The organism is Paraburkholderia sp. BCC1884, assembly GCF_900996225.1.
Lineage (GTDB): Bacteria > Pseudomonadota > Gammaproteobacteria > Burkholderiales > Burkholderiaceae > Paraburkholderia.
Genome location: NZ_CAAJGL010000101.1, coordinates 600,534 through 627,367 on the forward strand (window position 1 = coordinate 600,534; position 26,834 = coordinate 627,367).

Genomic DNA, 26,834 nt, shown 5'->3' on the forward strand with positions numbered 1-26,834 from the left:
GCAAGTCGAATCGTACTGCGGACTCAACGTGGGTAGGGCGGCGGTTCGTTAAGGACCGCCCAGAACATGCCGAGGTCGTTGATCGCGGCCATGAAGTCGTCGAACGCGACGGGCTTCACCACGTAGGCATTCACGCCGAGATCGTAGCTGCGCAACAGATCCGTTTCCTCGCGCGACGAGGTGAGCATCACCACTGGAATGCGCTTGAGCTGGTCGTCGCCGCGCACCACTTTCAGCACCTCGTGCCCGTCGATCTTCGGCAGCTTCTTGTCGAGCAGAATCACGGCGGGATTTTCTTCCGTGCGATCCGCCCAGCGTCCCTCGCGACGCAGATATTGCAACGCCTCTTCGCCGTCGCGCACCGATACGACCGGATTGGCGAGGCGCGTTTTCTCAAGCGCGATCAGCGTGAGTTCCACGTCGTTAGGATTGTCTTCCACCAGCAGGATCGGTCTTAGCACGCTCTTTCCTCAGTTCGATTCATCTTTTGATTCCTTCGGCACCGGGCGAAAGCGCTTGCCCGGCAACAAAGCTGTCAGTCTCGCCACAGCCGCGGCAGCGGATTCTTCGCCTTGACTCGCGTCGGCAACGAACACGCGGGGCAACGAAAAATAAATGGTTGCGCCCTGATCGGTTTCGCCGACGGCCCAGGCTTTGCCGCCATGACGCTCGACGATACGTTTGACTCCCGCAAGCCCGATGCCCGTGCCGGCAAAATCCTCACTGCGATGCAGGCGCTGAAATACGCCGAAGAGTTTGTCGACGTAACGGGGATCGAAACCCACGCCGTTGTCTTTGACGAAGAACACGTCTTGACCCAAGAGTTCGTTTTCGCCCACGTAGCGGCCTATTTCGACCACAGCCTGCTCGCGCGTCGAGGTGAATTTTACTGCGTTCTCGATCAGGTTGCGCAGCACCACGTGCAGCAGAACGGCGTCGGCGGTGATGCTGCCGAGCTCGCCGATGCGCCACTCGATCTTGCGCGCGGCGGCGTCCTTCACCTCGTCGGCGATCAGCGCGTTGGTCATATTACGTAGATCGACGGTCTGTGGATGCAGCGCAGCGCGTCCCATCTGCGAAAACGCGAGCAGATCGTCGACCAGCTTGCCGCCGAAGGTGGCCGACGAGATGATCCGATCGAGGAAATGGACGGCGCGCACGGACAGGCGCTCGCTTTCCATTTCGCGCAGCAAGTCGGCGAATCCGACGATGTGCCGCAACGGCGCGCGCAAGTCATGCGACACGGTGTACGAGAAACCTTCGAGTTCCTTGTTGGCGCGGCCGAGTTCGAGCGCCAGTTGCGCCAGTTCTTCCGCGCGGCGCAGCACGATGCCGAGCAGCGCCGTGCGGAACTCGACGGCGATTTCGAGTTCGGCGGGCCGCCAGGCGAGCGAACGGCCACGCACGGTGTCGGTCCACACATCGAAGCTCTGACGCGGCGAGAGGGAGTCGGACAGGGCCGCCAGTTTCGCGCGCGGATCGCCCGCCCACTTGATGGTCTGCACGACCTCCGCGCGAAACCACAGCACGTAGTTGCGGAACAGTTTCGAAATCGACACCGCGAGCAAGCCAGCGTGACGCGGATTGGCCGGCAGGACAGGGCAGGTCTCGCCGAGTGCGTCGGTGTCGAAGCTGTCATCCACCCTGGTGTCGAGCCATTCGACCAACGTCGCCACTTCCGCTTCCGGCGGCGTGGCGCCGACCAGCAGAATGCGGCCGTCGAACACGATCGCCGCGCCGTCCGACGCGGTGAGCCCGAGCAGATCCTTCGGGTCGTTCGCCAGCGAATCGGCGAAGCTCTCCGAATTGGCCATCGACGCGAGCAGGCGCGCGAGCGTGTCGCGCAACTCGAGCCGGTATTGCGCTTCGGCGTAATCCTCTTTCGCTTCGATTTGCAGCGACAGCATTTGCGCGATGTGTTCACACGCGGTGCGCACTTCGAACGGCGGCACGCGGGCGCTGTCGTGGTGGCAGGAAATCAGGCCCCACAGCTTGCCGCGCACCACGATCGACATCGACATCGAGGCCAGCGTGCCCATGTTTTTCATGTACTGCACGTGCACCGGCGAGACACTGCGCAGTGAGGCGTAGGTGAGGTCGGTGGGCTTGCCGGTCGACGGATGCAGCGGCGGCACGAGCGGCGCGGACCGATAGTCGGCGTCGGCGATCAGGCGGATGCGATTGCGCACGTAAAGCGAGCGCGCTTGCGCGGGAATGTCGGAGGCGGGGAAGTGCTGGTCCGCGTACGACGCATAACCCGGCTCGATATGCTCGGCAATTACATGGCCGCTGCCGGTGGCGTCGAAGTTGTAGACGAGCGTGCGGCCAAAGCCAGTGATGCGCTGCACTTCGTCGGCGGCGAGCTGCGCGAGACCCTCGATGCTCGCGACGTCCTGCAGGCGGTTGATGAAGGTGCGCACCAGCGGATACATCGACGCGAAGACGTCGAGCGTGCCGCGCGCCGGTTCCAGTTCGACAACCGCGATGCCCTGATGACGATGCACGATCACCGCAAACGGCCGGGCGTGCGCATCGGCTCCGTTGGCTTCGTGCGCACGCGGGTCCTCCATTGAACCGACGTAAAGCGGAATGCCGTCGTCCTGATGCGCGGCCAGCGCCGCGACGATGCGCGCGGCCCATTCAGCGCCGACGATGTGGGCGATCGGCTGGCGCAACGCCGCCTCGGCGGGTGAGCCGGTCAGCGCCGCGACGTTGGCGCTGACTTGCAGCAGGACGCCGTCGGTGTCGATGCTGAACAGAAAACCGTGCGGCTGGATGCCGCCAGGAATATGGATGGGTTCTCTTGCGCAATCGGCCTCGATGCTCGACGGCGCAGAAGTGATCAAGTCTGCCATGCGTGCTCCACGAACGGTACCCGAGCATTTTCGCATAGGGCGCGCGGGCTCGTTGGTCGGCGGCCTGTCACGACGCCGTGTGCCGGCAAGGTCGATGCCGTGAGCTACGATCGAAGCGGATGGGCAAGAAAAAAGCGCACCATTTCCTCCGCCGCGTCCGGGCCCGACGGGTCGGTGTAGGAGCCGCGCGAGTTGCCGCCCGCCCACGCGTGACCCGCACCGTGAATCGACCAGAGCTCCGCTTCGACGCCGTTCGCCGCGCTCAGGTGTTGCCGCGTGTAGCCGCGCCGGCCGCTCGCGGCTGGCGTCGCGTGTGGCGCGAGCGTGGCGCCGCCGCTGTTGAAGGGAGCAACGAGTTCGATTGCGTTCGACGGATGGACGGTCGTATCGGCGTCGCCGTGAAACACGATGAGCGGTCGTTGCGGCGTGACGGCGGCACGGGTGCGCGAGGCTTTGCCACCCTTCATCGCGGCCAGCGCCGAGGGCAGGTCCTTCGCGCATCCGCAGGGCAGGCCGGAGTGCACGCCTGCGGCGGCGTAGAGCTCGGGCGACGTCTTGAGCATGATATCGGCCATGGCGCCGCCGGCCGAAAGACCGGCCACGTAGACCCGCGCCGGGTCGACGCGATAGCGGTCCATCACCTCGCGCGTGATGCCTGCAATCAACGACGCTTCACCCTGATCGCGCTGCTGGTCGGCAGGCTTGAACCAGTTCCAGCAGGTCGACGGATTGGCCGCCTGCGATTGATTCGGATAGACGACGAGCAAGCCGTGACGCTCGGCCAACTCGTTCATTCGCGTGCCGGCCGCGAAGTCGTCGGCGTTCTGCGTGCAGCCATGCAGCATCACGACGAGCGGCAGCGGCTCGCCCGTGTAGACGGCCGGTACGTAGAGTTTGTATCGACGCTGGCCCGCGTGGTTGCTGAAAGTGTGCGTGCTGAAAGCGCCGGGCGTTTCGGCGTCGATCGTCTGCCCGGCGTTGCCCGTGTTGCCCGTGTCGTCGGACGAGGTGTAGGGCGCCGTGCTGTGTTGCGGTTGCACGTGCTGGGTCCACGCGCGGACCCACTCGCGAGCGCCTTCGCTAGCGGCCTGTCCCGGCGATGGGTGTGTCGCGCCCGCCGGTTTTTTGTCGCCGGCCAGCGCGCGTTGAACGGCTGCGGTCGCTTCCTTCGGACCTTGGGTGCGCAATAGCTCGAATGCGTCTTTCATCGACTTCAGGAAATCGTCGTTCATGTTCATGATGGTTCGCGTTGACCTGCATAAGAGGGATTGTGGATGCGGCGCCTGGCGTGTCACCGCTTCAGCCACGGGACGAGTCGAAGCCAGTGGCCTAGCTGATGCGCCCCGCGAGCGCCGCCTTCACCGCCGGTGACGCGTGAAACGCGCCCAGCACCACCACCGATGCAATCGTGGCCGCCGCGAGTTCGGGCGGGACGTCGGCGGCAATGCTGGCGAGGCCGAGCACATGTATGTCGAGTTGCTCGTGCGCCGCCTGGGCTGTCTCCAGGTCACGTCGCGAAAAATGCTGCAGGCCGAGCACCAGGGCGCGGCGCGTCACCGTCTCGGTGACGACCTGCGCATGCACCGCGAGTTGATTGCGGATCGCCGTGCGAATCAGGTCGGTGCGGTTCGAGTAAAAACCCTCTTCGACCAGCAGGTCGATCTGGCCAAGGTCGATCGGACCCAGGTTGATGGTGATTTTTTCGGTTTCGCCGCCTTTCGGTCGAGCGGTGTCGATCAAGCTGACTTTGGGCATTTTTCCTCCCGTTGGCATCCGTGAGCCATCCAAATAACATCCAATGGGATGGTTATACGCCATCGGGCGCCACGTGGTCAATAACGAAAAGCGGGGCGCGTACGTCGATCGCGCCGGGCGGAATTCACGCGGAAGTCACGCGGAAGACTCGGCGCGCTCAACGCACTCGACGCCGCAAAGAAGAGGCGGGCGGGCTTGGCCACGCACCAGGAGCGAGTGAAACGCGCCAGCGCACGCCTTTTGCTTAACAGGTAAATCGTTCGCCCAAGCAGCGATACGCCGACCGGCGCCCAGCCGGCAACCCAAAGCGCACAAGCCCGACCAGCCCAACCAGCCAAGCAGGAGAGAAGCGATGCGAGGAACCCACGCCAAGGCGCGCGTTGCAATTTTTGCCGCGCTGATTGTTCTGCTTACCGCATGCGGCGGCGGTGGCGGCTCGAGTAGCGGCAGCAGCACGGCCACGCCGGCAGGCGGCGTGCATCTGCAGATCGTGTCGTTCGGCGACAGCCTGTCGGATGTCGGGACTTATGCGCCGGTCGCGGGCGCGGTCGGCGGTGGACGCTTCACGACCAATCCCGGCCAGGTGTGGACACAGAATGTCGCGCAGTACTACGGCGATACGCTGAGCGCGGCATTCACGATCGACCTCGCGCACGAGCTGAAAGCGCAAAGCGGTTTTGGCTATGCGCAAGGCGGCTCGACCGTCGCCACGCCGGCGAACCAGTACGACTTCCTGACCGATGTGATCGGCAATGTCGAAATGCCCGTGAACCAGCAGGTCTCGAGCTATCAGTCCGCGCACGGCAGCTTCAATTCCAGCCAGCTGATCCTCGTCTGGGCAGGTGCGAACGACGTGCTGCGCGCCGGTACCTTGCCGGCCGCGGCGCCGACCGTGCAGACGGCGGCGACCACTCTCGCGCAGCTGGTCGGGCAGATCGTCCAGAACGGCGCGACGCATGTGGTGGTGGTCAATCTGCCGAATATCGGCTTATCGCCGAAGGGCCTCGCCGAGTCCGATGGCGGGGCGAATCTGACCCAGTTGTCGCAATTCTTCAACAGCACGCTGAACAGCGCCCTGCAGACCGATGGCCTGCAAGGCAAGGTGATTCAGGTGGATGTTTACGACTGGTTGAACGGCATCATCGCGAACTTTCAGTCGAATGGATTTACCGTGTCGAACACCGCTCAGGCGTGTGATCCGTCGAAAACGCCCGATGACACGTCGTTGCTGTGCTCGCCGTCTACCTACGTGACGTCCAATGCCGACCAGACCTACATGTTCGCCGACGACCTGCATCCGACAACGCATGTGCACGCCCTGTTCGCGCAATACGTGGAGCAGCAGATTGCGGCGAGCGGCCTTGGTCATTGAGATCGCCGCGAGCGGCTGGCGGGTGGCGCGCTAGTCGTTATCGCCGGCGACGGCCGCGCCCGCAATGTGATGTCTGGCCAGCGACGCAGCGACGAAGCCCGACGACTTCATATCGTCGACGAATTTCGACAGGTATGTCGCTGCTGCGTCACCCTTTGCTTTGGGGACGCCCATCGCCTGACGGATCACCATGAAGCGCTGATCCAGCAGCCTCACGCCGCCTGCCTGCGCGGCGTCCTTTTCGAGTTGCTGCTTCACACCGGCCGCGACGTCGAGATGCTGATCCAGAAATCCCTGAACGACGGCAGGTGAAGTGGGGATGCGAACCAGCGTCGCATGATGCAACTCGCGTGTCAGAAACAGATCGTAGGCACTGCCTTTGCCGACTGCGACCGTCACACCGGGTTGATCTACCTGCTCGTTGGTGGTGATCGGCGAGTTGGCGCGCACGAGATAAAAGCCTTCGATCAGCACATACGGGCGGGTGAAGGCGATTTCCTGTCCGCGCTTCGGATCGATGGCGAAGAAGCCGATGTCGGCTTGATCGCGATCGACGTTCTCCACCGAGGCGCCCGCCGACTTGACCGCGACGAGTTGCAGCGGCACACCGAGTCGTTTGGCGAACTCGGTGGCGAGGTCCACGGACACGCCGACTGGTTTGCCTGTCTGCGGATCGAGACTGGCCAATACGGGATTGCCGAGATTGATGGACGCGCGCAGCGTGCCGCCCGGCGCGAACACCGCGGCCATCGATGGATTCGCGCCGCCGGTCTGCGCGAACCCCGACGTCGACATGGACAGCGAGAAGACCGCGCCCGAGGCAAGCGCGGCCGCGAAGGTTTTGATCGTAGCGCTGCGGCGTTTTTTCGTAGCCATCCCGGCCATCTCGGTTGCCTGCGATTAGCGTATCTGAGTGACTATTTCAGCATGAAGAGGATCGAGCGGTGGTGTCGATCGACTTACATCAGCACGATGTCGTATTGCTCCTGACTCAGGTTCGACTCCACCTGCAACGACACCGGCTTGCCGATGAAATCGATCAGCATGGCCAGATGCTGCGACTCTTCCTCGAGAAACAGATCGATCACCTGCTGCGACGCCACCACGCGGAATTCACGCGGATTGAACTGCCGCGACTCGCGCAGAATTTCGCGCAGCACGTCGTAGCACACCGTGCGCGGCGTCTTCACCTGGCCCTTGCCCTGACACACCGGGCACGGTTCGCACAGTACGTGCGCCAACGATTCGCGCGTGCGCTTGCGGGTCATCTCCACCAGCCCGAGCTGCGAGAAACCATTCACGGTGACACGCGTACGATCGCGCGACAACGCCTTCTTCAATTCGCCGAGCACCTGATCGCGGTGCTCGATGTTTTCCATATCGATGAAGTCGATGATGATCACGCCGCCGAGATTACGCAGGCGCAATTGCCGGGCAATCGTGTGCGCGGCTTCGAGATTGGTCTTGAAGATCGTGTCGTCGAAGTTGCGCGCGCCGACGTAACCGCCGGTGTTCACGTCGATGGTGGTCATCGCTTCGGTCTGGTCGATCACCAGATAGCCGCCCGACTTCAGATCCACGCGGCGCGACAATGCGCGCTGAATCTCCGCCTCGATGTTGTACAGATCGAAGAGCGGCCGCTCGCCGGTGTAGTGATGCAGTTTCGACGACACCGCCGGCGTGAACTCCGCGGCGAAGTCGGCGAGCATCTGATACGTCTCGCGCGAGTCGACCTGAATGCGCGAGGTCTCGTCGTTGACGAAATCGCGCAGCACGCGTTGCGCAAGATTCAGATCCTGGTAGAGCAGGCTGGTCGGCGGCATGCGCTGACCTTGCGAAATGATCGTCGCCCAAGTCTTGCGCAGATACGCGACGTCGCCGGCCAGCTCTTCGCTGGTCGCATCTTCAGCGATGGTGCGTACGATGTAGCCGCCTTTTTCATCGACAGGCAGCACGGCAGTGAGACGCGCGCGGACGGCTTCACGTTCGGCCTCGCTCTCGATCTTCTGCGAAATGCCGATATGCGGTTCCTGCGGCAGATACACGAGCGTACGCCCGGCAATGCTCACTTGCGTGGACAGACGCGCGCCCTTGGTGCCGATCGGATCTTTGACGACCTGCACCATCAGCGTCTGCCCTTCGAACACGATCTTTTCGATCGGCTGATGCGGCGTCTGATGTTGCGGCTCGCCCGCAATGCGCGGGTGCCAGATATCGGCTACATGCAGAAACGCGGCGCGTTCGAGACCGATGTCGATGAAGGCGGATTGCATGCCCGGCAACACACGTACGACCTTGCCGAGATAGACGTTGCCGACGCGGCCGCGTGACAGCGTTCGTTCGACGTGAAGTTCCTGGACGGCGCCTTGCTGGACCAGCGCGACGCGCGTTTCCTGCGGCGTGACATTGATCAGGATTTCTTCATTCATGATGTTGTTTTAGAAGTCGATGCGCGCTGCACGCAGGAGGGCAGCGGATTCATAAAGCGGCAAACCCATGATACCTGAATAGGACCCGTCGATATGCTCGATAAACTCGGCGGCGCGTCCCTGTACGCCGTAGGCGCCTGCCTTGCCGAGCGGCTCGCCGCTTGCGGCATAACGTCGGATCGCGTCTGCGTGCAGTGCAGCAAAACGCACCTTCGACACCGACAGCGCCGTGGGCAGCAACACGCCTTGCGCGTCGACCACGGCGACGGCGGTCAGCACTTCGTGGTCGCGGCCCGCGAGGCGGGTGAGCATCGCGACGGCGTCGTCGGTATCGACGGGCTTGCCGAGAATCGCGTCGTCGATCGTGACGGTTGTGTCCGCAACGAGGATCGGCCGCGCCGCGTGAGCGCCTGCAACCAGGCGTGCGCGCGCCGCCTGTGCCTTGGCGACGCAGACGCGCTGCACGTAGTCGCGCGCGCGTTCGCCGGCGAGTTCGACTTCGAGCGCTTCGGCGTCTTCATCGGGACGCGGCAGCAGCAACTCGAAGCGTACGCCGAGCTGTTGCAGCAACTCCTGACGGCGAGGGCTTTGCGAAGCGAGGTAGACGAACGGATGCAACGAGGCGGCAGACGTGGGCATGAACGGATCTCGATGAGGCGAATGGCTCGAGCGTGTGATGAGCGCGCGATGAAGGTGGCAGCCAGCGTCGCCGATGCGGCCCGAAGGCGCAACCGGAAAAACGCTGGGCGCCAAACAAAAAACGCACGACGAGCCGTGCGTTTTTCGTCAGCCGTCCGGTTCGCTCACACGCGATGATAGGGATGATTTTGCGTGATGGTCCACGCGCGGTAAAGCTGTTCGGCGAGCAGCACGCGCACCATGGCGTGCGGCAAGGTCAGGCTCGACACGCGCAACAGCATGTCGGCGCGCGCTTTGAGGTCGGGATCGAGCCCGTCCGCGCCGCCGATCAGGAAGGCCACGTCGCGCCCATCCTGCTGCCAGCCGGGCAGGGCGCTCGCGAGTTGCATGGTGGTCCAGTCCTTGCCGCGTTCGTCGAGCGCGACGATGCGCGCGTTCTTCGGCAACGCGGCTTCGATCTTGGTGCGCTCGGCGGCCATCACGCTTTCCGCCGGCCGCCCCGACGAACGTTGCTCGGGCTTGATCTCACGCAGTTCGATACGCAACTCGGGCGGCATGCGCTTCGCGTATTCGTCGAAGCCCGTAGCGATCCAGTCCGGCATCTTATGGCCGACGGCGAGGATATGCAGTTTCATGACGGAGCCAGGCGCGGACTTTTACGATGAAGCGGCAAAACCGCTTACTTGCGACGTGCGGCCGTCTTGCGCGCAGGCTTCTTCACGGCCGGTGCGGCTTCCTCTTCTTCCTCGTCTTCGTCGGGCTCGCTCGAACGCGCGCCGCCGAACGGGTCCGGCGTGGACAGCTTGATGCGCACCGGCTTGTCGCCCCAGATTTCCTCGAGGTTGTAGTACTGGCGCAGCGCCGGTTGCAGGATGTGGACGACCGCGTCGCCGCAGTCCACCAGCACCCATTCGCCGACGTCGTCGCCTTCGGTGCTGATCACGTCGCCGCCGTTTTCCTTGACGCTGTCGCGCACGTTGGAGGCCAGCGCCTTGGTTTGCCGGTTCGAGGTGCCGCTCGCGACGATCACGCGATCGAACAGCGAGGTCAGGTGGCTGGTGTTGAACACCTTGATGTCTTGCGCCTTGACGTCTTCGAGAGCGTCGACGATCACGCGTTGTAGTTTGCGAATATCCATGGGGTTACCGGTGGTACAGATGATGTTGAAGAATATAGTCCCACACCGCGGTGGGGACATGGCTTGCGGCCCGGGCCTGGCCTTGGTTCTGCGGTTCGCCGCCCGCAAGGGCGAGTCGCTGGCTCACCTGTTCGCGCAGATGCGCGCGAATGTCGGTGGCCGAGACGTTGAACGCGAGGGTCGTATCGATCAGCAAGTGGCCGCAGGGCGTGGCTTGCAGAACGTCGGCGCGGGCCCGGCGCGCGTCGATTTCATGTGCGACCACCGGTGGAATCGACGCGAGGTCGAAACCGGGCCGGGTGGCCGCGCAAATGTGCGCAAACTCGAACAGACTGCGCCAGTCGCGCCATGTGTCGAGATGCACCAGTTGATCCGCGCCGATCAGCAGCGCGATCGAGGCGTCGTCGCCTTCCCGCTCCCGCCAGCGACGCAGCGTGTCGACCGTGTAGGTCGGGCCGTCGTGATCGATCTCGTCGGTCGCGACGGTGACGGTCACGCCCGGCAGCACCAGTTCGCTCGCCGCCGCGCGGGTCATGGCGAGGCGGTGCACGGCCGGCGACACGTCCGACTTCTGCCAGGGCTGGCCGGCCGGCAGCAGCACCAGTTCGGTCAGCCGCAGCACCTCGGCGAAACGCTGGGCGAGCGCGAGGTGACCGTCGTGGATCGGGTCGAAAGTGCCGCCCAGCAGACCGATCCGGCGAGGCAGGGCAACAGGGTGAGCGTTCGGCTTCAGGTGAAGATCCTTTGTCGTGGCTAGCTGTGCGGTGTCGTAAGGGCGAGGCGCCCCTCACACCCACTCGCGCGGCACGAGAAAATCGCTGTAAAGACGCGCTTCCGGCGTGCCCGGTTCGGGCTGCCAGTTGTAGCGCCAGTTCACCACAGGCGGCATGGACATCAGGATCGACTCCGTGCGTCCGCCGCTTTGCAGCCCAAACAGTGTGCCACGGTCGAAGACCAGATTGAACTCGACGTAGCGCCCGCGCCGGTAGGCCTGGAAATCACGCTCGGCTTCACCGTACGGAATGTTGCGGCGCTTTTCGATGATCGGCAGATACGCTTTGAGGAATCCGTCGCCGACGCTCTTCATCATCGCGAACGATTGATCGAAGCCGGGCGCCGAAAAATCGTCGAAGAAAATCCCGCCGATGCCGCGTGGTTCGTTGCGGTGCTTGAGGAAGAAATACTCGTCGCACCAGCGCTTGAAACTCGGGTAGAGGTCCGCGCCGTAGGGCTGCAGGGCGTCGCGGCAAGTGCGATGGAAATGCTGCGCGTCTTCCTCGTAGCCATAATACGGCGTCAGATCCATGCCGCCGCCGAACCAGAACACCGGCTCTTCGCCGGCCTTGGTGGCGATCAGCAGGCGCACGTTCATATGCACGGTCGGGCAGTGCGGATTGTGCGGGTGCAGCACGAGCGACACGCCCATTGCTTCGAAACCACGCCCGGCCAGTTGCGGACGTGCCGCGCTCGCCGAACCCGGCAGCGCATCGCCCGCGACGTCCGAGAAACCGATGCCCGCGCGCTCGAAGAAGTTGCCGCCTTCCAGAATCCGCGTGCAGCCGCCGCCACGCAGTTTTTCGCCGGGGGCGCGCTGCCACGCGTCGGTGGCGAACGGCGTGCCGTCGAACGCGCCCAGCGTGTCCGCGATCTGCGTTTGCAGGCCTTGCAGCCAGCCGCGTACAGCCTGTACGTCGTAGCTCGAATCGGTCATGAATGCAGATGCTGAGGGCGGCACGCTCGTCGTACCGCAGGTTTGTCGTGAAGGGCGAAGGCCGGGTTTTCGTCAGGGTGAGCCCTGCGAAAACGCGGCATGACGGCTTGTTGCGCCGCCGGGCAAGACCAACTGGCCAAGGCAAGGTGCAGAGTCTTACAGGGCGTGAGCCCGTGCCGTGGCGGATCGGATCGGATCGGCTCGCGAGACAGACGCCGGCGCCGGATCGGCCCGAACCCGGCGCGAAAACCCGCAGTGTAGCGCTGTTGGCGCCGCACGCGGGCGGGTAAGGCGGGCTCAGTGCTTGCCGTCGGCCTTGGTGTCGTGCTTGCGGTTCAACGCGCGATAGCCGATGTCGCGGCGATACTGCATGCCGTCGAATGCGATCTGATTGATCGTTTCGTAGGCGACCGACTGGGCGCTGCGCACCGAATCCGCCAGGCCCACGACACACAGCACACGACCGCCCGACGTGGTCAGCTTGCCATCCGCGAGCGTGGTGCCGGCGTGGAACGTGACCGAATCGACGGTTTCAGCGGGAATGCCGTTGATGCGATCGCCTTTACGCGGCGTATCCGGATAGTTGTGCGCGGCGAGCACGACGCCCAGCGCGGTACGGCGGTCCCATTCCAGCTCGACCGTATCCAGCGTGCCGGCAATCGCCTGCTCGACCACCTTCGAAAAGTCGCCCTTCAGACGCGCCATGATCGGCTGCGTTTCCGGGTCGCCCATGCGGCAGTTGAATTCGAGCGTTTTCGGATTGCCTTGCGCGTCGATCATCAGACCCGCGTACAGGAAGCCGGTGAAGCGGATGCCTTCCTTCTCCATGCCGCGCACGGTCGGCAGAATGATTTCGCGCATCACGCGGGCATGCAGTTGCGGCGTGACGATCGGTGCGGGCGAGTAAGCGCCCATGCCGCCGGTGTTCGGGCCCTGGTCGGCGTCGAGCAGACGCTTGTGGTCCTGGCTCGACGCGAGCGGCAGCACATGCTTGCCGTCGACCATCACGATGAAGCTCGCTTCTTCGCCGGCGAGGAATTCCTCGATCACGACGCGCGCGCCGGCATCGCCCAGCTTGTTGTCCGACAGCATCGCGTCGACCGCTGCGTGCGCTTCTTCCAGCGTTTGCGCGACCACCACGCCCTTGCCGGCAGCCAGGCCGTCGGCCTTGATGACGATCGGCGCGCCTTTGGCGTCCAGATACGCATGCGCGGCGGCGACGTCGGCGAAGGTTTCGTATTCGGCGGTCGGGATCGCGTGGCGCTTCATGAAGGCCTTGGCGAAGTCCTTCGAGCTTTCGAGCTGGGCGGCCTCTTTGGTCGGCCCGAAAATCTTCAGACCGCGCGAGCGGAACAGATTGACGATGCCCGCCGCCAACGGCGTTTCCGGCCCGACCAGCGTGAAGGCGATCTGTTCTTTCTCGACGAAATCAGCGAGCGCGGCCGGCTCGGTGATGTCGACGTTACGCAGACGCTCGTCCTGGGCGGTGCCGCCGTTGCCGGGAGCAACATAGACGAGCTGAACCCGTGGCGATTGCGCGAGCTTCCATGCGAGCGCATGTTCGCGACCGCCGGAACCGACGACGAGTAACTTCATGTGAATCCCCGAGACTTAAAAACCATAAACGGCTCATGCAGCGTGCAGGAGCCGTGGAAAAACCGTCCGCCCGTTCAAGCACAACGCGAGGGCCAGCCGGCGGGGCGGGGCGGCGTGAGGTTCGCTGGGAACCTGCTGACGCTTGGCCGCGCGCCGCCGGGGCACGCTCACTCGTCGGCGATCGCGGCGTTTGTATAGACTTCCTGTACGTCGTCCAGATTTTCCAGCGCGTCGAGCAGCTTCTGCATTTTCAGCGCGTCGTCGCCGGTGAACTCGACTTCCGTCTGAGGTTTCATCGTGACTTCGGCCAACTCGGCCTTGAAACCGGCAGCTTCGAGCGCGCTCTTCACCTTCGGGAAATCGTGCGGCGGGCACAGCACTTCGATACTGCCGTCTTCGTTCGTGACGACGTCGTCGGCGCCGGCTTCGAGCGCGGCTTCCATCAGCTTGTCTTCCGCCGTGCCGGGCGCAAACAGGAACTGGCCGACGTGATCGAACATGAACGACACCGAGCCGTCCGTGCCCATGTTGCCGCCGTTCTTCGAGAACGCGTGACGCACATCCGCCACCGTACGGGTGCGATTGTCGGTCATGGTGTCGACGATCACTGCCGCGCCGCCGATGCCATAGCCTTCGTAGCGGATTTCTTCGTAGCTTGCGCCGTCGACGCCGCCCACGCCACGCTGGATCGCGCGGTTGACGTTATCTTTCGGCATGTTGGCGTCGTACGACTTTTCGACCGCGAGCCGCAAACGCGGGTTCGAGTCGATGTCGCCGCCGCCCATGCGCGCCGCGACCTGAATTTCCTTGATGAGCCGCGTCCAGACCTTGCCACGCTTGGCGTCGGCCGCTGCTTTCTTATGCTTGATGTTGGCCCATTTCGAATGACCCGCCATACCTTTCTCCGTCGCGCGCGCCAGTGGGGCGCACGCATTGTGCAATTGTCGTTGCGATGTCGGGCGCTTGCGCGTGTGACCGCGATTGCGCGCCTCGATGTCTAACTGTCTGGGGTGAGGCTGCCCGGCGATCGTCCGGTGGCTGCCCGTTTCCAAGCCGCTTCAGGCTGCCTGCGCCCGCCTGGCCCCGGCTAGCAGGACCGGCGCGCGACAGCGCGGTGCGGCGGGGCGGCTTGCGCCGGCGAACCTGGCGCCGGCCGGATCGGCCCCGCATGAAGACGCGCTGCGCGCGGCGCGGGTGCAGCTTGAACCGCTCTTTGAGCGGATTCGAATTTTATCACGGGGAAGAGGGGCGGCAGGGGGGCGAGTAGCCGGAAACTGCGCGGCGACGGCCTTTACCACCCGCCGCGGCGCCCAATTTTCACTTCGCGATCAGTTTTTCGTCCCAAACAACCGGTCGCCCGCGTCGCCGAGACCCGGCACGATGTACGCGTGCTCGTTCAGATGCGAATCGAGCGAAGCTACGTAAAGCTTGACGTCAGGATGGGCGTCCTGGAACACCTGCACGCCTTCCGGCGCGGCCACCAGCGCGAGGAACATGATGTTTTCGCCGGCCACGTTGCGCCGCTTGAGTACGTCCACGGCGTGCACGGCCGAGTAGCCGGTCGCGACCATCGGATCGCACAGAATGAATACGCGGTCTTCCAGATCCGGCAGCCGAACCAGATATTCGACCGGGCGATGATCCTCGGCGCGATACACGCCGATGTGCCCGACCCGCGCCGACGGCACCAGTTCCAGCAGCCCGTCCGACATGCCGATGCCGGCGCGCAGCACCGGCACGATCGCCAGCTTCTTGCCGGCGATCACCGGCGCGTCGATCTCGACGAGCGGCGTAGTGAGGCGGCGGGTGGTCATCGGCAGATTGCGGGTGATCTCGTAGCCCATCAGCAGCGTGATTTCACGCAGCAGTTCGCGGAACGTGCGAGTCGAGGTGTCCCGGTCACGCATATGCGACAGCTTGTGCTGGATCAGCGGGTGATCGAGGATGAAAAGATTCGGAAAACGGCTGTCCTGAGTCATGGCGGGGGCGCAAGCGGCGGCTAGAGGGATCGGTTCGGCGCGCCGCTCGCACCGGCAAACCGGCAAACAGGCGAACGCACCACGCCGCAAGTTTACCGAAAGAGTGCCGCCCGGCGATACCGGAGATTGAAGCGGCCCGGCACAGTCCGGCACCGATTCTTCTAGAATCGGAGAAACTTCGCCCGCAGAAAGGGCCACCGACCCTGCCGCTGCAGGCCAAGGCTTCCACGCGCCCGCAGCCGGGCGCGAACTTTGGGGGCCCGGCGTTTTCTCACGGGCGCGGGCACGACTTCACAAGGAGAACACACATGGACATGGGAATCGCCGGACGCACCGCGCTGGTCTGCGCGGCCAGCAAGGGCCTGGGACGCGGTTGCGCGGAAGCGCTCGCCGCCGAGGGCGTCAATCTGACGATCGTCGCGCGCACCGCCGAGACGCTGGAGGCCACCGCGGCTGGGATCCGCAAGCAAAGCGGCGTCGAAGTGAAGACGGTGGCTTGCGACATCACTACGCCTGAAGGCCGCGCCGCCGCGCTCGCCGCCTGTCCGCAACCGGACATTCTGGTCAACAACGCGGGCGGCCCGCCGCCGGGCGACTTCCGCAACTTCACGCACGAAGACTGGATCCGCGCGCTGGAAAGCAACATGCTCACGCCGATCGAACTGATCAAGGCGACCCTCGACACGATGAGCGCGCGCGGCTATGGCCGCATCGTCAACATCACGAGTTCCGCGGTGAAGGCGCCGATCGACGTGCTGGGTCTTTCCAACGGCGCGCGCTCGGGGCTGACCGGCTTCGTCGCGGGACTGGCGCGCAAGGTGGCGCCCACCGGCGTGACGATCAACAATCTGTTGCCGGGCCTGTTCGACACCGACCGCATCGCCGTCACCTTCGAGGCGCAAGCCAAGGGGCAAAACATTTCCGTCGACGAAGCCCGCCAGCAGCGCATGAAGACCATTCCCGCCGGCCGCTTCGGCACGCGCGACGAATTCGGCCGCGCCTGCGCGTTCCTGTGCAGCGTGCATGCCGGCTACATCACCGGACAGAACTGGCTGATCGACGGCGGCGCCTATCCGGGCACGTTCTGAGGCGGCCGCTTGGCCATTACAACAATCACAATCACAACGGTTTCAGGAGTCTTACGTCATGACCACCCGCATCGCGCTCATCGCGCACGATCATAAAAAAGACGACATCGTCAAACTGTCCGGCGAATACGTCGACACACTGCGGCGTTGCGACATCGTGGCGACCGGCACGACCGGCGGGCGCATCAGCGAAACGCATGGTCTGAAAGTGGAGCGGATGCTGTCCGGCCCGCACGGCGGCGACCTGCAGATCGGTGCGCAACTCGCCGAAGGACGAGTGGACATGGTGATCTTCCTGCGCGACCCGATGACGCCGCAGCCGCACGAACCCGATATCAACGCGCTGGTGCGAGCCTGCGACGTGCACAACATTCCGTGCGCGACCAATATCTCCACCGCGCGCATGATTCTCGACGTACTGACGATGCGTCTCACGCAACAGGTCTGAAACGCCCGCTCGCGGCGCGCTCAAACTGCACAACCCACCAAGGAGACATGATGGTCAAAGCGATCCGATTCGATAAAGCCGGCGGTCCGGAAGTGATGAAGTGGGTCGACGTCGAAGTCGGCGAACCGGGCGCGGGAGAGATCCGCATCCGGCAGACGGCGGTCGGCCTGAATTACATCGACGTCTATTTCCGCACGGGGTTGTACCCGTTGCCGCTGCCGGGCGGACTCGGCATGGAAGCCGCCGGTGAAGTGAACGCGGTCGGCCCCGGCGTGACGGATTTCAAGGTGGGCGATCGCGTCGCCTACGTGGCGCGCCCGCCCGGCGCTTACACGCAGGAGCGCGTGCTGCCCGCCGTGCAAGCGGTCAAGGTGCCGGACGGCGTGAGCGACGAAGACGCCGCCTCGGTAATGTTGCAAGGCCTCACCGCGCAATATCTCCTGCGCCGCACGTATCCGGTGAAGGCCGGCGACACGATCCTGATTCAGGCCGCGGCGGGTGGCGTCGGTTTGCTCGTCTGCCAGTGGGCCAAGGCGCTCGGCGCGACGGTGATCGGCACGGTCGGCTCGGACGAAAAAGCGGAAATCGCCAAAGCGCACGGCTGCGATCACGCCATCGTCTACACGCGTGAGAATTTTACGAAGCGCGTGCGTGAAATCACCAACGGCGCAGGCGTGCCGGTGGTGTACGACTCGATCGGCAAGGACACGTTTACCGCTTCGCTCGATTGTCTCGCGCCGCTCGGCATGTTCGTGAGCTTCGGCAATGCGTCGGGACCGCTGCCGCCGATCGATTCATCGGAGTTCGCCGGACGCGGTTCGCTGTTCTTTACGCGTCCCACGTTGTTTACGTATATCGGCAAGCGCAGCGATTACGAAGCCATGTCAACCGAACTGTTCGACGTGCTGGTGTCGGGCAAGGTCAAGACGAGCATCAATCAGCGTTACGCGCTGGCCGATGTCGGCAAAGCACATGCGGACCTCGAAGCCCGCCGCACAACCGGCTCGACGATCCTGTTGCCCTAAGCAAGCCGCGCAGTTCGAGCCGCATGCCCTCTGCATGCGGTGCCACGCCGACCAATCCAGGGCCGCTGCATTTCACCATGCAGCGGCCTTGTCCGTTTACGCGATTTTTATACGTACGTCGCCAGCTTTGACCAGGCCTTTACGCGCATCGGCATAACGTTGCACCTATCCAAAGTCCGTGAATGGAGAACAAAAATGGATGTGCTGTATGTCGGGGGAATGGTGCTGTTTTTCGCGCTGACCTTTGCATTGATTACCGGCTGCGAGAAGTTGATGCAGTTTCGTCGTGGGCAGGGAGCGCGGTCATGAACTGGATTCTCTGGTTGTCCGGCGCGGCGACCGCGCTGCTGTTTGCCTATCTGGTCTATGCGCTGTTGCGCGCGGAGGACATTGAATGAACTCGAACAATGTCCTGCAAGCGGGCCTCTTCATCGTCGTGCTGCTCGCAGCCGCGGTGCCGATGTCGCGTTATCTGAGCAATGTGATGGACGGCAGCTCGCGCGTGGTGCGCTTCGGCGGCCCGATCGAGCGATTGCTTTATCGCATTGCGGGTGTCGATCCATCGACGGAAATGAGCTGGAAGCACTACGCGATCGCCACGATTGCATTCAATGCGCTTGGCGCGCTGTTCCTGTACGGGCTGTTGCGCGTGCAACAGTGGCTGCCGGGCAATCCGCAGCAGTTCGGCCCGATGACGGTCGACGGCGCCTTCAACACGGCGATCAGCTTCGTCACCAACACGAACTGGCAGGATTACACGCCTGAGCAGACCGTCGGCTATCTGACGCAGATGCTCGGCCTTACCGTGCAAAACTTCTTCTCCGCAGCGACCGGCATCGTGGTGGTGATCGCGCTGATTCGCGGCTTCGCGCGTCACACCGTGCAAACCATCGGCAACTTCTGGGTCGATCTGACGCGCGTGACGCTCTACGTGCTGCTGCCGATGTCGGCGATCATCGCGGCACTGCTGATGAGCCAGGGCGTGATCCAGAACTTCAAGGCCTATCAGGACGTACCGACGCTGCAAACCACCACCTACGCCGCGCCGAAGCTCGACGCACAAGGCAATCCGGTGAAGGACGCGAAGGGCAATCCTGTCACGGTCGATACGCCGGTGAAGACGCAAACCCTCGCGATGGGTCCGGTGGCGTCGCAGGAAGCGATCAAGATGCTCGGCACGAACGGTGGCGGCTTCTTTAACGGCAACTCGGCGCATCCGTATGAAAACCCGACGCCGTTCTCGAACTTCCTGCAGATCTTCTCGATCCTGGTGATTCCGGCGGCGCTTGCGCTGGTGTTCGGTCGCATGATCTCGGACCGCAAGCAGGGCGTGGCCGTGCTCGCGGCGATGACGATCGCGTTCGCTGTCTGCGTGTTCGGCGAAATCAGCGCGGAGCAGAGCGGCAATCCGGCGATTACCGCCTTGCACGTCGATCAGTCGGCCACCGCGTTGCAATCGGGCGGCAATACGGAAGGCAAGGAAACGCGCTTCGGTATCGCGCAGTCGGGCATTTTCACGGTCGCGACGACAGCGGCATCGTGCGGCGCGGTCGCCAATACGCACGACTCGCTCACGCCGATCGGCGGCCTCTATCCGATGCTGTTGATGCAACTCGGCGAAGTGATCTTCGGCGGCGTGGGTTCCGGTATGTACGGGATGCTCGTGTTCGCTCTGCTGGCGGTGTTCGTCGCAGGCCTGATGATCGGCCGCACGCCGGAATACGTCGGCAAGAAAATCGAAGCGTACGAGATGAAGATGGTGTCGATCGTCGTACTGCTCACGCCGCTGCTGGTGCTGGTCGGCACCTCGATCGCGGTGCTCACCGATGCGGGCAAGGCGGGCATCGCCAACCCTGGTGCGCACGGCTTCTCCGAAATCCTCTACGCGTTCAGCTCGGCCGCCAACAACAACGGCAGCGCGTTCGCCGGCCTCACGGTGAGCACGCCGTTCTACAACTGGCTCACGGCGATCGCCATGTGGTTCGGCCGCTTCGGCACGATCGTTCCGGTGCTCGCGATTGCCGGTTCGCTGGCCGCGAAAAAGCGCATCGGCGTGACGGGCGGCACGCTGCCCACGCATGGCCCGCTGTTCGTCGTGCTGCTGCTCGGCACGGTGCTTCTGGTGGGTGCGCTGACTTATGTGCCGGCGCTCGCGCTCGGTCCTGGTGTCGAGCATCTGATGATGATGGGCGCGCATTGAGCGACCTCATCGGGATGACATGGCGAACCAACGATTGAACAGGCGCAAACGGGAAATTCGAGGATTCAATGACTGAACATAATGCAACGAGGTCCATGTTCGATCCGGCGCTGCTGCGCCCGGCGATCGTGGACTCCTTCAGGAAGCTCACGCCGCGCACGCAGTTCCGCAATCCGGTGATGTTCTGCGTGTATGTCGGCAGTATTCTCACCACCATCCTCTGGATCGCCGCGCTCGGCGGCCAGGCCGAGGCGCCGGCGGGTTTCATTCTCGCGGTCACCTTGTGGCTGTGGTTCACGGTGCTGTTCGCGAACTTCGCGGAAGCGCTCGCCGAAGGCCGCTCCAAGGCCCAGGCGGCGTCGCTGCGCAGCGCGAAGAAAGACGTGATGGCCAAGAAGCTCAACGAGCCGCATCCGAAGTCGCCGATCCGTATTCTGACGGCGTCGGATCTGCGCAAGGGTGACGTCGTGCTGGTCGAAACCGGCGACGTGATTCCGGCCGACGGCGAAGTGATCGACGGTGTCGCGTCGGTGGACGAATCGGCGATCACGGGCGAATCCGCGCCGGTGATCCGCGAGTCGGGCGGCGACTTTTCATCGGTGACGGGCGGCACGCGGGTGCTGTCGGACTGGATCGTCGTGCGAGTGACGGCCAATCCGGGCGAAGCGTTCCTCGACCGCATGATCGCGATGGTCGAAGGTGCGAAGCGTCAGAAGACGCCGAACGAAATCGCGTTGACGATTCTGCTGGTCGCGTTGACGATCGTGATGCTGCTCGCCACCGCGACACTGCTGCCGTTCTCGATGTTCTCGGTCGACGCCGCCAAAGCGGGTCACGTGGTGACGATTACCGCGCTGGTCGCGCTGCTGGTGTGCCTGATTCCAACCACCATCGGCGGCTTGTTGTCCGCCATCGGCGTCGCCGGCATGAGCCGGATGATGCAGGCCAACGTGATCGCCACCTCGGGCCGCGCGGTGGAAGCCGCCGGCGACGTCGACGTGTTGTTGCTCGACAAGACCGGCACGATCACGCTCGGCAATCGTCAGGCTTCGCAATTCGTACCGGCGCCGGGTCTCACTGAAGAAGCGCTCGCGGATGCCGCGCAACTGTCGTCGCTCGCCGACGAAACGCCGGAAGGCCGCAGCATCGTCGTGCTGGCGAAGCAACGTTTCAACATCCGTCAGCGCGACATGGCTTCGCTACAGGCCGTGTTTCTCGCCTTCACTGCGCAGACGCGGATGAGCGGTGTCGATCTGCCCGGCCGTGAAATTCGCAAGGGCGCGGCCGACGCAGTCAAGAACTACGTCGAAGCCAACGGTGGCCGTTTCCCGAACGAAGTCAGCAACGCCGTGGCCGAAGTCGCACGACGCGGCAGCACGCCGCTGGTGGTCGCCGAGAAAGGCGAGCAGGGCGCACGCGTACTCGGCGTGATCGAGTTGAAGGACGTGGTGAAGGGCGGCATCAAGGAGCGCTTCGCCGAACTGCGCAAGATGGGCATCAAGACCATCATGGTGACCGGCGACAACCGGCTGACCGCCGCGGCGATCGCCGCTGAAGCGGGCGTCGACGATTTCCTCGCCGAAGCCACGCCGGAAGCGAAACTCGCCACGATCCGCGCGCACCAGGCCGAAGGCCGTCTGGTGGCGATGACCGGCGACGGCACCAACGACGCCCCGGCGCTTGCGCAAGCCGACGTCGCGGTGGCGATGAACACCGGCACGCAGGCCGCGAAAGAAGCGGGCAACATGGTCGACCTCGATTCGAATCCGACCAAGCTGATCGAGATCGTCGAAATCGGCAAGCAGATGCTGATGACGCGCGGCTCGCTCACCACCTTCTCGATTGCCAACGACGTTGCCAAGTACTTCGCGATCATTCCGGCCGCATTCGCCACGACCTATCCGGCGCTCAATGCGCTGAACGTGATGCATCTGGCCACACCGGCCTCGGCGATCATGTCGGCGGTGATCTTCAATGCGCTGATCATCGTGCTGCTGATTCCGCTGGCGCTCAAGGGCGTGCGTTATCGCGCGCTGGGCGCGGCGATCCTGCTGCGCCGCAATCTGCTGATTTACGGCTTGGGCGGGATCATCGTGCCGTTCATCGGCATCAAGCTGATCGATATGGTGCTGGCCGCGTTCGGCTGGGTTTGAGAAGCGGTCTGTTAAAAGGAATTGCCAGTCATGAAAAATCTGTTCCGTCCGTTGATCGTGATCTTCGTAGTGCTCGCCGCCGTCACCGGACTCGCCTATCCCGCGGTGATGACCGCTGTCGGCCAGGCCGCGTTCCACGATCAGGCCAATGGCAGCATGCTCGAGCAGAACGGCAAGGTGGTCGGCTCGAAGCTGATCGGCCAGCAGTTCGACGCGCCGCAGTATTTCTGGGGACGTCTGTCGGCCACCAGTCCGATGCCGTATAACGCCACCGGTTCGAGCGGTTCGAATCTCGGGCCGACCAACCCGGCGCTGCTCGACGAAGTCAAAGGCCGTATCGACGCGTTGAAGGCGGCGGGCACCGATATGTCGAAGCCGGTGCCGGTCGATCTGGTGACGTCCTCGGGCAGCGGTCTCGATCCTGAGATCAGCCCGGCGGCGGCTGCGTATCAGATCGAGCGGGTGGCGAAAGCGCGCAAACTCTCGGCTAACGACGTACAGGCGCTCGTCGATCGTTATACGAGTGGCCGTCAGTTCGGCGTACTGGGTGAGGCGCGCGTCAACGTGCTGCAACTGAACCTGGCGCTCGACCAGATGAAACAGGGCTAAGCGCTCAGGTAGCCGGAAGAGGGCGGCGTCCGGGTGACGCCGTCTTTGCCTTTTTGGCGTTGTACTGTTGCGCCGGGCATCGATAGGCCGGGCGTCGATAGGCCGGGCGTCGATACAGTTCAGCGGGTTGCCACGCCATTTGCGGCCTGGCCGCCGCCGTGCCACCATGCACACACTGTCGCTCGCCTAACTACGAAAACGATTGAGCATGAACCGCCCTGATCCAGATGAACTGCTCGACAAACTGCAACGTGACGAAGAAAAGCGTCAACGCGGCAGGCTGAAGGTTTTCTTCGGCGCGTCGGCGGGCGTCGGCAAGACTTATGCGATGTTGCAGGCCGCGCGTCGTCGTTACGACGAGGGCACGGACGTGGTGGTCGGCATCGCCGAAACGCACGGGCGCAGCGAAACCGCCGCGCTGCTCGAAGGGCTCGACGTGCTGCCGCTGCAGCCTATCGAGTATCGCGGCCGCAAGCTCGGCGAGTTCGATCTCGACGCCGCACTCGTCCGCAAACCTCAACTGATTCTGGTCGACGAACTCGCGCATTCGAACGTGCAGGGCGCGCGCCATCTGAAGCGCTGGCAGGACGTCTACGAACTGCTCGATGCGGGCATCGACGTCTACACCACGGTCAACGTTCAGCATCTCGAGAGCCTGAACGACATAGTCGGCCAGATCACCGGCATTCGTGTCTGGGAGACGGTGCCCGACCGCGTATTCGACCGCGCCGACGAAGTGACGCTGGTCGACTTGCCCGCCGAAGAATTGCTCGACCGGATGCGCGACGGCAAGGTGTATTTGCCGCAGCAGGCCGAACGCGCGGTGCGCAACTTCTTTCGCAAGGGCAACCTGATCGCGCTGCGCGAACTGGCGCTGCGCCGCACCGCCGATCGTGTCGATGCACAGATGCGTGAATATCGCGCCGATCGTTCCATCGAACGTATCTGGCAGGCGCGCGAACGCTTATTGGTGTGCGTCGGTCCCGGCCCGGAAGCGCCGATGCTGGTGCGCGCGGCGGCGCGACTCGCTGCGAGTCTGAAGGCCGACTGGATCGCCGTCTATGTGGAGACACCCGCGTTGCAGCGCCTACCCGACGCGCGCCGTGAACGCACGCTCAATGCGCTGAAACTGGCCGCCGAACTCGGCGCGGAAACCGCCACGCTCGCGGGCGCCGATGCGCTCGTCGCGTTGATCGGCTACGCGCAGGCGCGCAACGTCTCGAAGCTGGTGGCGGGCGCGTCGGCGCGCACGGGGCTGCAACGCTGGTGGCGCCGGCCGCTGGGCGATCGCATCGCCGAGAAGGCGGGCGAGCTCGATCTCACGCTGATTCGCGCTTCGTCCGAGCGCGATGGCGGTGAGCATCGGCATCTGTTGAACACGACCGCGAATGCGTGGCGCGAGGCACTGAGCGCGGCGCGCGAACGCCGCTCGCCGCCGCGCGCTTATGGTTTCGCACTGGCGATTTGCGCGGGCATCACGTTGCTGGCGAGTCAGTTGATCGACCACATCGATCTGACCAACCTCGTGATGCTGTATCTGCTCGGCGTGATTTTCGCCGCGGTGAAACTCGGACGCGGGCCAGGCGTCGTGTTGTCGTTTCTGAGCGTGGCCGCCTTCGATTTCTTCTTCGTGCCGCCGCGTATGTCGTTGTCGGTATCTGACACGCAGTACTTGCTGACCTTCTTTGGCATGCTGCTCACCTCGCTCGTGATCAGCCATCTCACGTCGAGTTTGCGCCGCGAGGCGAGCGTGGCGCGACGTCGCGAGCAACGCACCGGCGCGATGTATGCGATGGCGCGTGAACTGGCCGCCGCGCTCGCCACCGAACAGATCGTCGAGATCGGCAGCCGGCATGTCAGCGAGGTGTTCGGCGCGCGCGTCGCGATCCTGCTGCCCGACAGCGCCGACCAGGTGAAGCAGAAGATCGAAGACCCCGACGCAGCGGTCACGCTCGAAGGCGAGATGCTCGATAGCGACGTCGGCCAATGGGTCTACGATCAGCAGAAGCCGGCGGGGCATGGCACCGATACGTTGCCGGCCGCTGCAGCGCTCTATCTGCCGCTCAAGGCGCCGATGCGCACACGCGGCGTGCTGGCCGTCGTGACGCGCGACGACGGCGAACTGGACGTGCCCGAACAGCAGCGCATGCTCGACGCGTTCGCCGCGCAGATTGCGCTCGCGCTCGAACGCGTGCATTACGTCGACATCGCGCGCGATGCGCTCGTGAACATGGAGTCGGAGCGTTTGCGCAACTCGCTGCTGTCCGCGATTTCACACGACTTGCGCACGCCTTTGACGACCATCGTCGGCTTCTCGTCGATGCTGGCGCAATCGCGCGAAACGCATGCCGAGGCGCAACCCGGCGACGATCTCGTCGAAGCGATTCACGAGGAGGCGTTGCGCATGACCGGCATCGTCACGAATCTGCTCGATATGGCGCGTTTGCAGGCCGGCAGCCTGCAACTGAATCAGCAGTGGACATTGCTGGAGGAGACCGTCGGCGCTGCATTGCGGGCGTGCCGGCGCGTGCTGGCGAAGCATCCCGTGCAGGTCAGACTGCCGGCCGATCTGCCGCTGCTGCATCTCGACGCCGTGCTGATGGAACGGCTCTTTTCGAACCTGTTCGAGAACGCGGCCAAGTACACCGCGCCCGACACGCCGTTGACGATCGGCGCGCAACGGCTGGATACGGACGGCAAATCGTTCGTGCGCGTCACCGTCGACGATCAAGGCGCGGGCCTGCCCGCCGGGATGGAAGCCCGCGTGTTCGAGAAATTCACGCGTGGCGAAAAAGAGTCGGCCAAGCCCGGCATCGGTCTCGGACTCGCGATCTGCCGCGCGATCGTCGAAGCGCACGGCGGTACAATCGGCGCGCTCAATCGGGTCGCGGCGGACGGTCGCCTGGAAGGCGCGCGCTTCTGGTTCACGTTGCCGGTCGACACGCCACCCGAGGCGCCGGACACGCTCGAAGACGAAGGCGCCGATCTCTTGCCGCCTGTCGATATCGACGACGATTCATCGCCTGCGGCACCGCTCGACGCATCGCCTGACGTATCGCCTGCCGCACCGTTCAAGCTGCCGTCTAACCCACCGCTTTCCAAGCCTACCCATGAGTGACCCGAGCATTACCGTCGTCCTGATCGAAGACGAAAAGCAGATTCGCCGCTTCGTGCGCACCGCGCTGGAAGGCGAGGGCATCGTCGTGCACGACGCCGAAACCGGCAAGCAGGGTCTCGTCGAGGCCGCGACGCGCAAGCCGGATCTGGTGATCGTCGACCTCGGCCTGCCCGACACCGACGGCCTCGACGTGATCCGCGAACTGCGCGGCTGGAGCGAACTGCCGGTGATCGTGTTGTCGGCGCGCACGCAGGAGAGCGAGAAAGTCGCGGCCCTCGACGCCGGCGCGGACGATTACCTCACCAAGCCGTTCGGCGTGTCGGAACTGCTCGCGCGGATTCGGGCGCATATGCGGCGGCGCAACCAGGGCGGCGCGAACGAGTCGCCGCAAATCCACTTCGGCGCGGTGATGGTCGATCTGGCCTTGCGTCAGGTGACCCGCGACGGCGCAGCCGTCCATCTGACGCCGATCGAATACCGGTTGCTCGCCACGCTGGTGCGCCATGCCGGCCGCGTGCTGACGCATCGGCAGTTGCTGCGCGATGTGTGGGGGCCATCGCACGTCGAGAGCCATCACTATCTGCGCATCTATATGGCGCATCTGCGCGGCAAACTCGAGCGCGATCCGGCGCAGCCGGAGCACATCATCACGGAAACGGGTGTCGGATACCGGTTGGTTGGGGTGACCTGAGTCGCTGCCGACCCGCTAGATGCCTTTT

General features: G+C 64.1%; 25 protein-coding genes. 11 read left to right on the forward strand and 14 right to left on the reverse strand.

Annotated elements, in window-relative coordinates; genetic code table 11:
* Positions 1 to 23: 23 nt before the first annotated feature.
* The 4 genes from FQ705_RS25080 to FQ705_RS25095 form a co-directional block, all read right to left on the reverse strand.
* Entirely contained in the window at positions 24 to 461 is a 438-nt protein-coding gene (locus tag FQ705_RS25080; protein ID WP_144145561.1) for a response regulator, read from the reverse strand.
* A 9-nt stretch (positions 462 to 470) separates the two neighbouring features.
* Positions 471 to 2,855, reverse strand: a complete 2,385-nt coding sequence (locus FQ705_RS25085; protein WP_144145566.1) for an ATP-binding protein — start codon at positions 2,853 to 2,855, stop codon at positions 471 to 473.
* A gap of 104 nt (positions 2,856 to 2,959) precedes the next feature.
* Complete coding sequence (locus FQ705_RS25090; RefSeq protein ID WP_144145570.1) at positions 2,960 to 4,093, reverse strand: alpha/beta hydrolase family esterase; 1,134 nt, start codon at positions 4,091 to 4,093, stop codon at positions 2,960 to 2,962.
* A gap of 91 nt (positions 4,094 to 4,184) precedes the next feature.
* Positions 4,185 to 4,610, reverse strand: coding sequence for a CopG family transcriptional regulator (locus tag FQ705_RS25095; RefSeq protein WP_144145573.1), 426 nt, complete (start codon positions 4,608 to 4,610; stop codon positions 4,185 to 4,187).
* Between the two features lie 352 nt (positions 4,611 to 4,962).
* Between FQ705_RS25095 and FQ705_RS25100 the strand changes: the two genes are divergently transcribed.
* Complete coding sequence (locus FQ705_RS25100; RefSeq protein WP_144145578.1) at positions 4,963 to 5,982, forward strand: SGNH/GDSL hydrolase family protein; 1,020 nt, start codon at positions 4,963 to 4,965, stop codon at positions 5,980 to 5,982.
* Between the two features lie 30 nt (positions 5,983 to 6,012).
* Here the strand turns inward: FQ705_RS25100 and FQ705_RS25105 are convergent, their stop codons facing one another.
* The 10 genes from FQ705_RS25105 to upp all read right to left on the reverse strand — a co-directional run bounded on the left by FQ705_RS25105 (position 6,013) and on the right by upp (position 15,474).
* Positions 6,013 to 6,732, reverse strand: coding sequence for an ABC transporter substrate-binding protein (locus tag FQ705_RS25105; protein WP_260854613.1), 720 nt, complete (start codon positions 6,730 to 6,732; stop codon positions 6,013 to 6,015).
* A 209-nt stretch (positions 6,733 to 6,941) separates the two neighbouring features.
* Positions 6,942 to 8,411 (reverse strand): ribonuclease G, encoded by a 1,470-nt coding sequence (rng, locus tag FQ705_RS25110; RefSeq protein WP_144145580.1) that lies wholly within the window; start codon positions 8,409 to 8,411, stop codon positions 6,942 to 6,944.
* Between the two features lie 9 nt (positions 8,412 to 8,420).
* On the reverse strand, positions 8,421 to 9,050 hold the full coding sequence (locus FQ705_RS25115; protein WP_144145586.1) for a Maf family protein: 630 nt from the start codon (positions 9,048 to 9,050) through the stop codon (positions 8,421 to 8,423).
* 164 nt (positions 9,051 to 9,214) lie between these two features.
* Positions 9,215 to 9,685: a 23S rRNA (pseudouridine(1915)-N(3))-methyltransferase RlmH gene (gene rlmH / locus FQ705_RS25120; RefSeq protein ID WP_144145592.1), complete on the reverse strand. Its 471-nt coding sequence runs from the start codon at positions 9,683 to 9,685 to the stop codon at positions 9,215 to 9,217.
* Positions 9,686 to 9,729: 44 nt separating this feature from the next.
* Positions 9,730 to 10,188, reverse strand: a complete 459-nt coding sequence (gene rsfS / locus FQ705_RS25125; protein ID WP_144145598.1) for a ribosome silencing factor — start codon at positions 10,186 to 10,188, stop codon at positions 9,730 to 9,732.
* Between the two features lie 4 nt (positions 10,189 to 10,192).
* Positions 10,193 to 10,921 carry a nicotinate-nucleotide adenylyltransferase gene (locus tag FQ705_RS25130; RefSeq protein ID WP_144145603.1) on the reverse strand — a complete coding sequence of 243 codons (729 nt, stop codon included), beginning with the start codon at positions 10,919 to 10,921 and terminating at the stop codon, positions 10,193 to 10,195.
* Between the two features lie 54 nt (positions 10,922 to 10,975).
* On the reverse strand, positions 10,976 to 11,899 hold the full coding sequence (gene hemF, locus FQ705_RS25135; RefSeq protein ID WP_144145607.1) for an oxygen-dependent coproporphyrinogen oxidase: 924 nt from the start codon (positions 11,897 to 11,899) through the stop codon (positions 10,976 to 10,978).
* Positions 11,900 to 12,196: 297 nt separating this feature from the next.
* Entirely contained in the window at positions 12,197 to 13,495 is a 1,299-nt protein-coding gene (purD, locus tag FQ705_RS25140) for a phosphoribosylamine--glycine ligase (protein ID WP_144145612.1), read from the reverse strand.
* 167 nt (positions 13,496 to 13,662) lie between these two features.
* Positions 13,663 to 14,391, reverse strand: coding sequence for a YebC/PmpR family DNA-binding transcriptional regulator (locus FQ705_RS25145; RefSeq protein ID WP_144145615.1), 729 nt, complete (start codon positions 14,389 to 14,391; stop codon positions 13,663 to 13,665).
* Between the two features lie 432 nt (positions 14,392 to 14,823).
* Complete coding sequence (upp, locus tag FQ705_RS25150; RefSeq protein ID WP_012432337.1) at positions 14,824 to 15,474, reverse strand: uracil phosphoribosyltransferase; 651 nt, start codon at positions 15,472 to 15,474, stop codon at positions 14,824 to 14,826.
* 308 nt (positions 15,475 to 15,782) lie between these two features.
* Between upp and FQ705_RS25155 the strand changes: the two genes are divergently transcribed.
* The 10 genes from FQ705_RS25155 to kdpE all read left to right on the forward strand — a co-directional run bounded on the left by FQ705_RS25155 (position 15,783) and on the right by kdpE (position 26,806).
* Positions 15,783 to 16,562: an SDR family oxidoreductase gene (locus tag FQ705_RS25155; protein WP_144145617.1), complete on the forward strand. Its 780-nt coding sequence runs from the start codon at positions 15,783 to 15,785 to the stop codon at positions 16,560 to 16,562.
* A 58-nt stretch (positions 16,563 to 16,620) separates the two neighbouring features.
* On the forward strand, positions 16,621 to 17,010 hold the full coding sequence (locus FQ705_RS25160) for a methylglyoxal synthase (RefSeq protein ID WP_144145619.1): 390 nt from the start codon (positions 16,621 to 16,623) through the stop codon (positions 17,008 to 17,010).
* Positions 17,011 to 17,060: 50 nt separating this feature from the next.
* Positions 17,061 to 18,035, forward strand: a complete 975-nt coding sequence (locus tag FQ705_RS25165) for a quinone oxidoreductase family protein (RefSeq protein WP_144145621.1) — start codon at positions 17,061 to 17,063, stop codon at positions 18,033 to 18,035.
* A gap of 195 nt (positions 18,036 to 18,230) precedes the next feature.
* Complete coding sequence (locus FQ705_RS25170; RefSeq protein WP_144145623.1) at positions 18,231 to 18,344, forward strand: potassium ABC transporter ATPase; 114 nt, start codon at positions 18,231 to 18,233, stop codon at positions 18,342 to 18,344.
* Positions 18,341 to 18,433, forward strand: a complete 93-nt coding sequence (gene kdpF, locus FQ705_RS25175; RefSeq protein ID WP_007583461.1) for a K(+)-transporting ATPase subunit F — start codon at positions 18,341 to 18,343, stop codon at positions 18,431 to 18,433. The genes FQ705_RS25170 and kdpF overlap by 4 nt, the downstream gene beginning before the upstream one ends.
* Positions 18,430 to 20,235 (forward strand): potassium-transporting ATPase subunit KdpA, encoded by a 1,806-nt coding sequence (gene kdpA / locus FQ705_RS25180; protein WP_144145625.1) that lies wholly within the window; start codon positions 18,430 to 18,432, stop codon positions 20,233 to 20,235. The genes kdpF and kdpA overlap by 4 nt, the downstream gene beginning before the upstream one ends.
* A 68-nt stretch (positions 20,236 to 20,303) precedes the next feature.
* Complete coding sequence (gene kdpB / locus FQ705_RS25185) at positions 20,304 to 22,388, forward strand: potassium-transporting ATPase subunit KdpB (protein WP_144145627.1); 2,085 nt, start codon at positions 20,304 to 20,306, stop codon at positions 22,386 to 22,388.
* A gap of 30 nt (positions 22,389 to 22,418) precedes the next feature.
* Positions 22,419 to 22,997 (forward strand): potassium-transporting ATPase subunit KdpC, encoded by a 579-nt coding sequence (kdpC, locus tag FQ705_RS25190; RefSeq protein WP_144145628.1) that lies wholly within the window; start codon positions 22,419 to 22,421, stop codon positions 22,995 to 22,997.
* Positions 22,998 to 23,205: 208 nt separating this feature from the next.
* A complete protein-coding gene (locus FQ705_RS25195) occupies positions 23,206 to 26,115 on the forward strand; it encodes a DUF4118 domain-containing protein (RefSeq protein WP_260854608.1) in 2,910 nt (969 codons plus the stop codon).
* Complete coding sequence (gene kdpE, locus FQ705_RS25200) at positions 26,108 to 26,806, forward strand: two-component system response regulator KdpE (protein WP_144145630.1); 699 nt, start codon at positions 26,108 to 26,110, stop codon at positions 26,804 to 26,806. Before FQ705_RS25195 ends, kdpE begins: the two co-directional genes overlap by 8 nt.
* Positions 26,807 to 26,834: the final 28 nt, after the last annotated feature.

What these genes read in the sequence shown, in the direction of transcription:
- FQ705_RS25085 (WP_144145566.1), bottom strand. Translation starts at nt 2,855, where the DNA reads ATGGCAGACTTGATCACTTCTGCGCCGTCGAGCATCGAGGCCGATTGC.
- FQ705_RS25090 (WP_144145570.1), bottom strand. Translation starts at nt 4,093, where the DNA reads ATGAACATGAACGACGATTTCCTGAAGTCGATGAAAGACGCATTCGAG.
- FQ705_RS25095 (WP_144145573.1), bottom strand. Translation starts at nt 4,610, where the DNA reads ATGCCCAAAGTCAGCTTGATCGACACCGCTCGACCGAAAGGCGGCGAA.
- FQ705_RS25100 (WP_144145578.1), top strand. Translation starts at nt 4,963, where the DNA reads ATGCGAGGAACCCACGCCAAGGCGCGCGTTGCAATTTTTGCCGCGCTG.
- FQ705_RS25105 (WP_260854613.1), bottom strand. Translation starts at nt 6,732, where the DNA reads ATGGCCGCGGTGTTCGCGCCGGGCGGCACGCTGCGCGCGTCCATCAAT.
- rng (WP_144145580.1), bottom strand. Translation starts at nt 8,411, where the DNA reads ATGAATGAAGAAATCCTGATCAATGTCACGCCGCAGGAAACGCGCGTC.
- FQ705_RS25115 (WP_144145586.1), bottom strand. Translation starts at nt 9,050, where the DNA reads ATGCCCACGTCTGCCGCCTCGTTGCATCCGTTCGTCTACCTCGCTTCG.
- rlmH (WP_144145592.1), bottom strand. Translation starts at nt 9,685, where the DNA reads ATGAAACTGCATATCCTCGCCGTCGGCCATAAGATGCCGGACTGGATC.
- rsfS (WP_144145598.1), bottom strand. Translation starts at nt 10,188, where the DNA reads ATGGATATTCGCAAACTACAACGCGTGATCGTCGACGCTCTCGAAGAC.
- hemF (WP_144145607.1), bottom strand. Translation starts at nt 11,899, where the DNA reads ATGACCGATTCGAGCTACGACGTACAGGCTGTACGCGGCTGGCTGCAA.
- purD (WP_144145612.1), bottom strand. Translation starts at nt 13,495, where the DNA reads ATGAAGTTACTCGTCGTCGGTTCCGGCGGTCGCGAACATGCGCTCGCA.
- FQ705_RS25145 (WP_144145615.1), bottom strand. Translation starts at nt 14,391, where the DNA reads ATGGCGGGTCATTCGAAATGGGCCAACATCAAGCATAAGAAAGCAGCG.
- upp (WP_012432337.1), bottom strand. Translation starts at nt 15,474, where the DNA reads ATGACTCAGGACAGCCGTTTTCCGAATCTTTTCATCCTCGATCACCCG.
- FQ705_RS25155 (WP_144145617.1), top strand. Translation starts at nt 15,783, where the DNA reads ATGGACATGGGAATCGCCGGACGCACCGCGCTGGTCTGCGCGGCCAGC.
- FQ705_RS25160 (WP_144145619.1), top strand. Translation starts at nt 16,621, where the DNA reads ATGACCACCCGCATCGCGCTCATCGCGCACGATCATAAAAAAGACGAC.
- FQ705_RS25165 (WP_144145621.1), top strand. Translation starts at nt 17,061, where the DNA reads ATGGTCAAAGCGATCCGATTCGATAAAGCCGGCGGTCCGGAAGTGATG.
- FQ705_RS25170 (WP_144145623.1), top strand. Translation starts at nt 18,231, where the DNA reads ATGGATGTGCTGTATGTCGGGGGAATGGTGCTGTTTTTCGCGCTGACC.
- kdpF (WP_007583461.1), top strand. Translation starts at nt 18,341, where the DNA reads ATGAACTGGATTCTCTGGTTGTCCGGCGCGGCGACCGCGCTGCTGTTT.
- kdpA (WP_144145625.1), top strand. Translation starts at nt 18,430, where the DNA reads ATGAACTCGAACAATGTCCTGCAAGCGGGCCTCTTCATCGTCGTGCTG.
- kdpB (WP_144145627.1), top strand. Translation starts at nt 20,304, where the DNA reads ATGACTGAACATAATGCAACGAGGTCCATGTTCGATCCGGCGCTGCTG.
- kdpC (WP_144145628.1), top strand. Translation starts at nt 22,419, where the DNA reads ATGAAAAATCTGTTCCGTCCGTTGATCGTGATCTTCGTAGTGCTCGCC.
- FQ705_RS25195 (WP_260854608.1), top strand. Translation starts at nt 23,206, where the DNA reads ATGAACCGCCCTGATCCAGATGAACTGCTCGACAAACTGCAACGTGAC.
- kdpE (WP_144145630.1), top strand. Translation starts at nt 26,108, where the DNA reads ATGAGTGACCCGAGCATTACCGTCGTCCTGATCGAAGACGAAAAGCAG.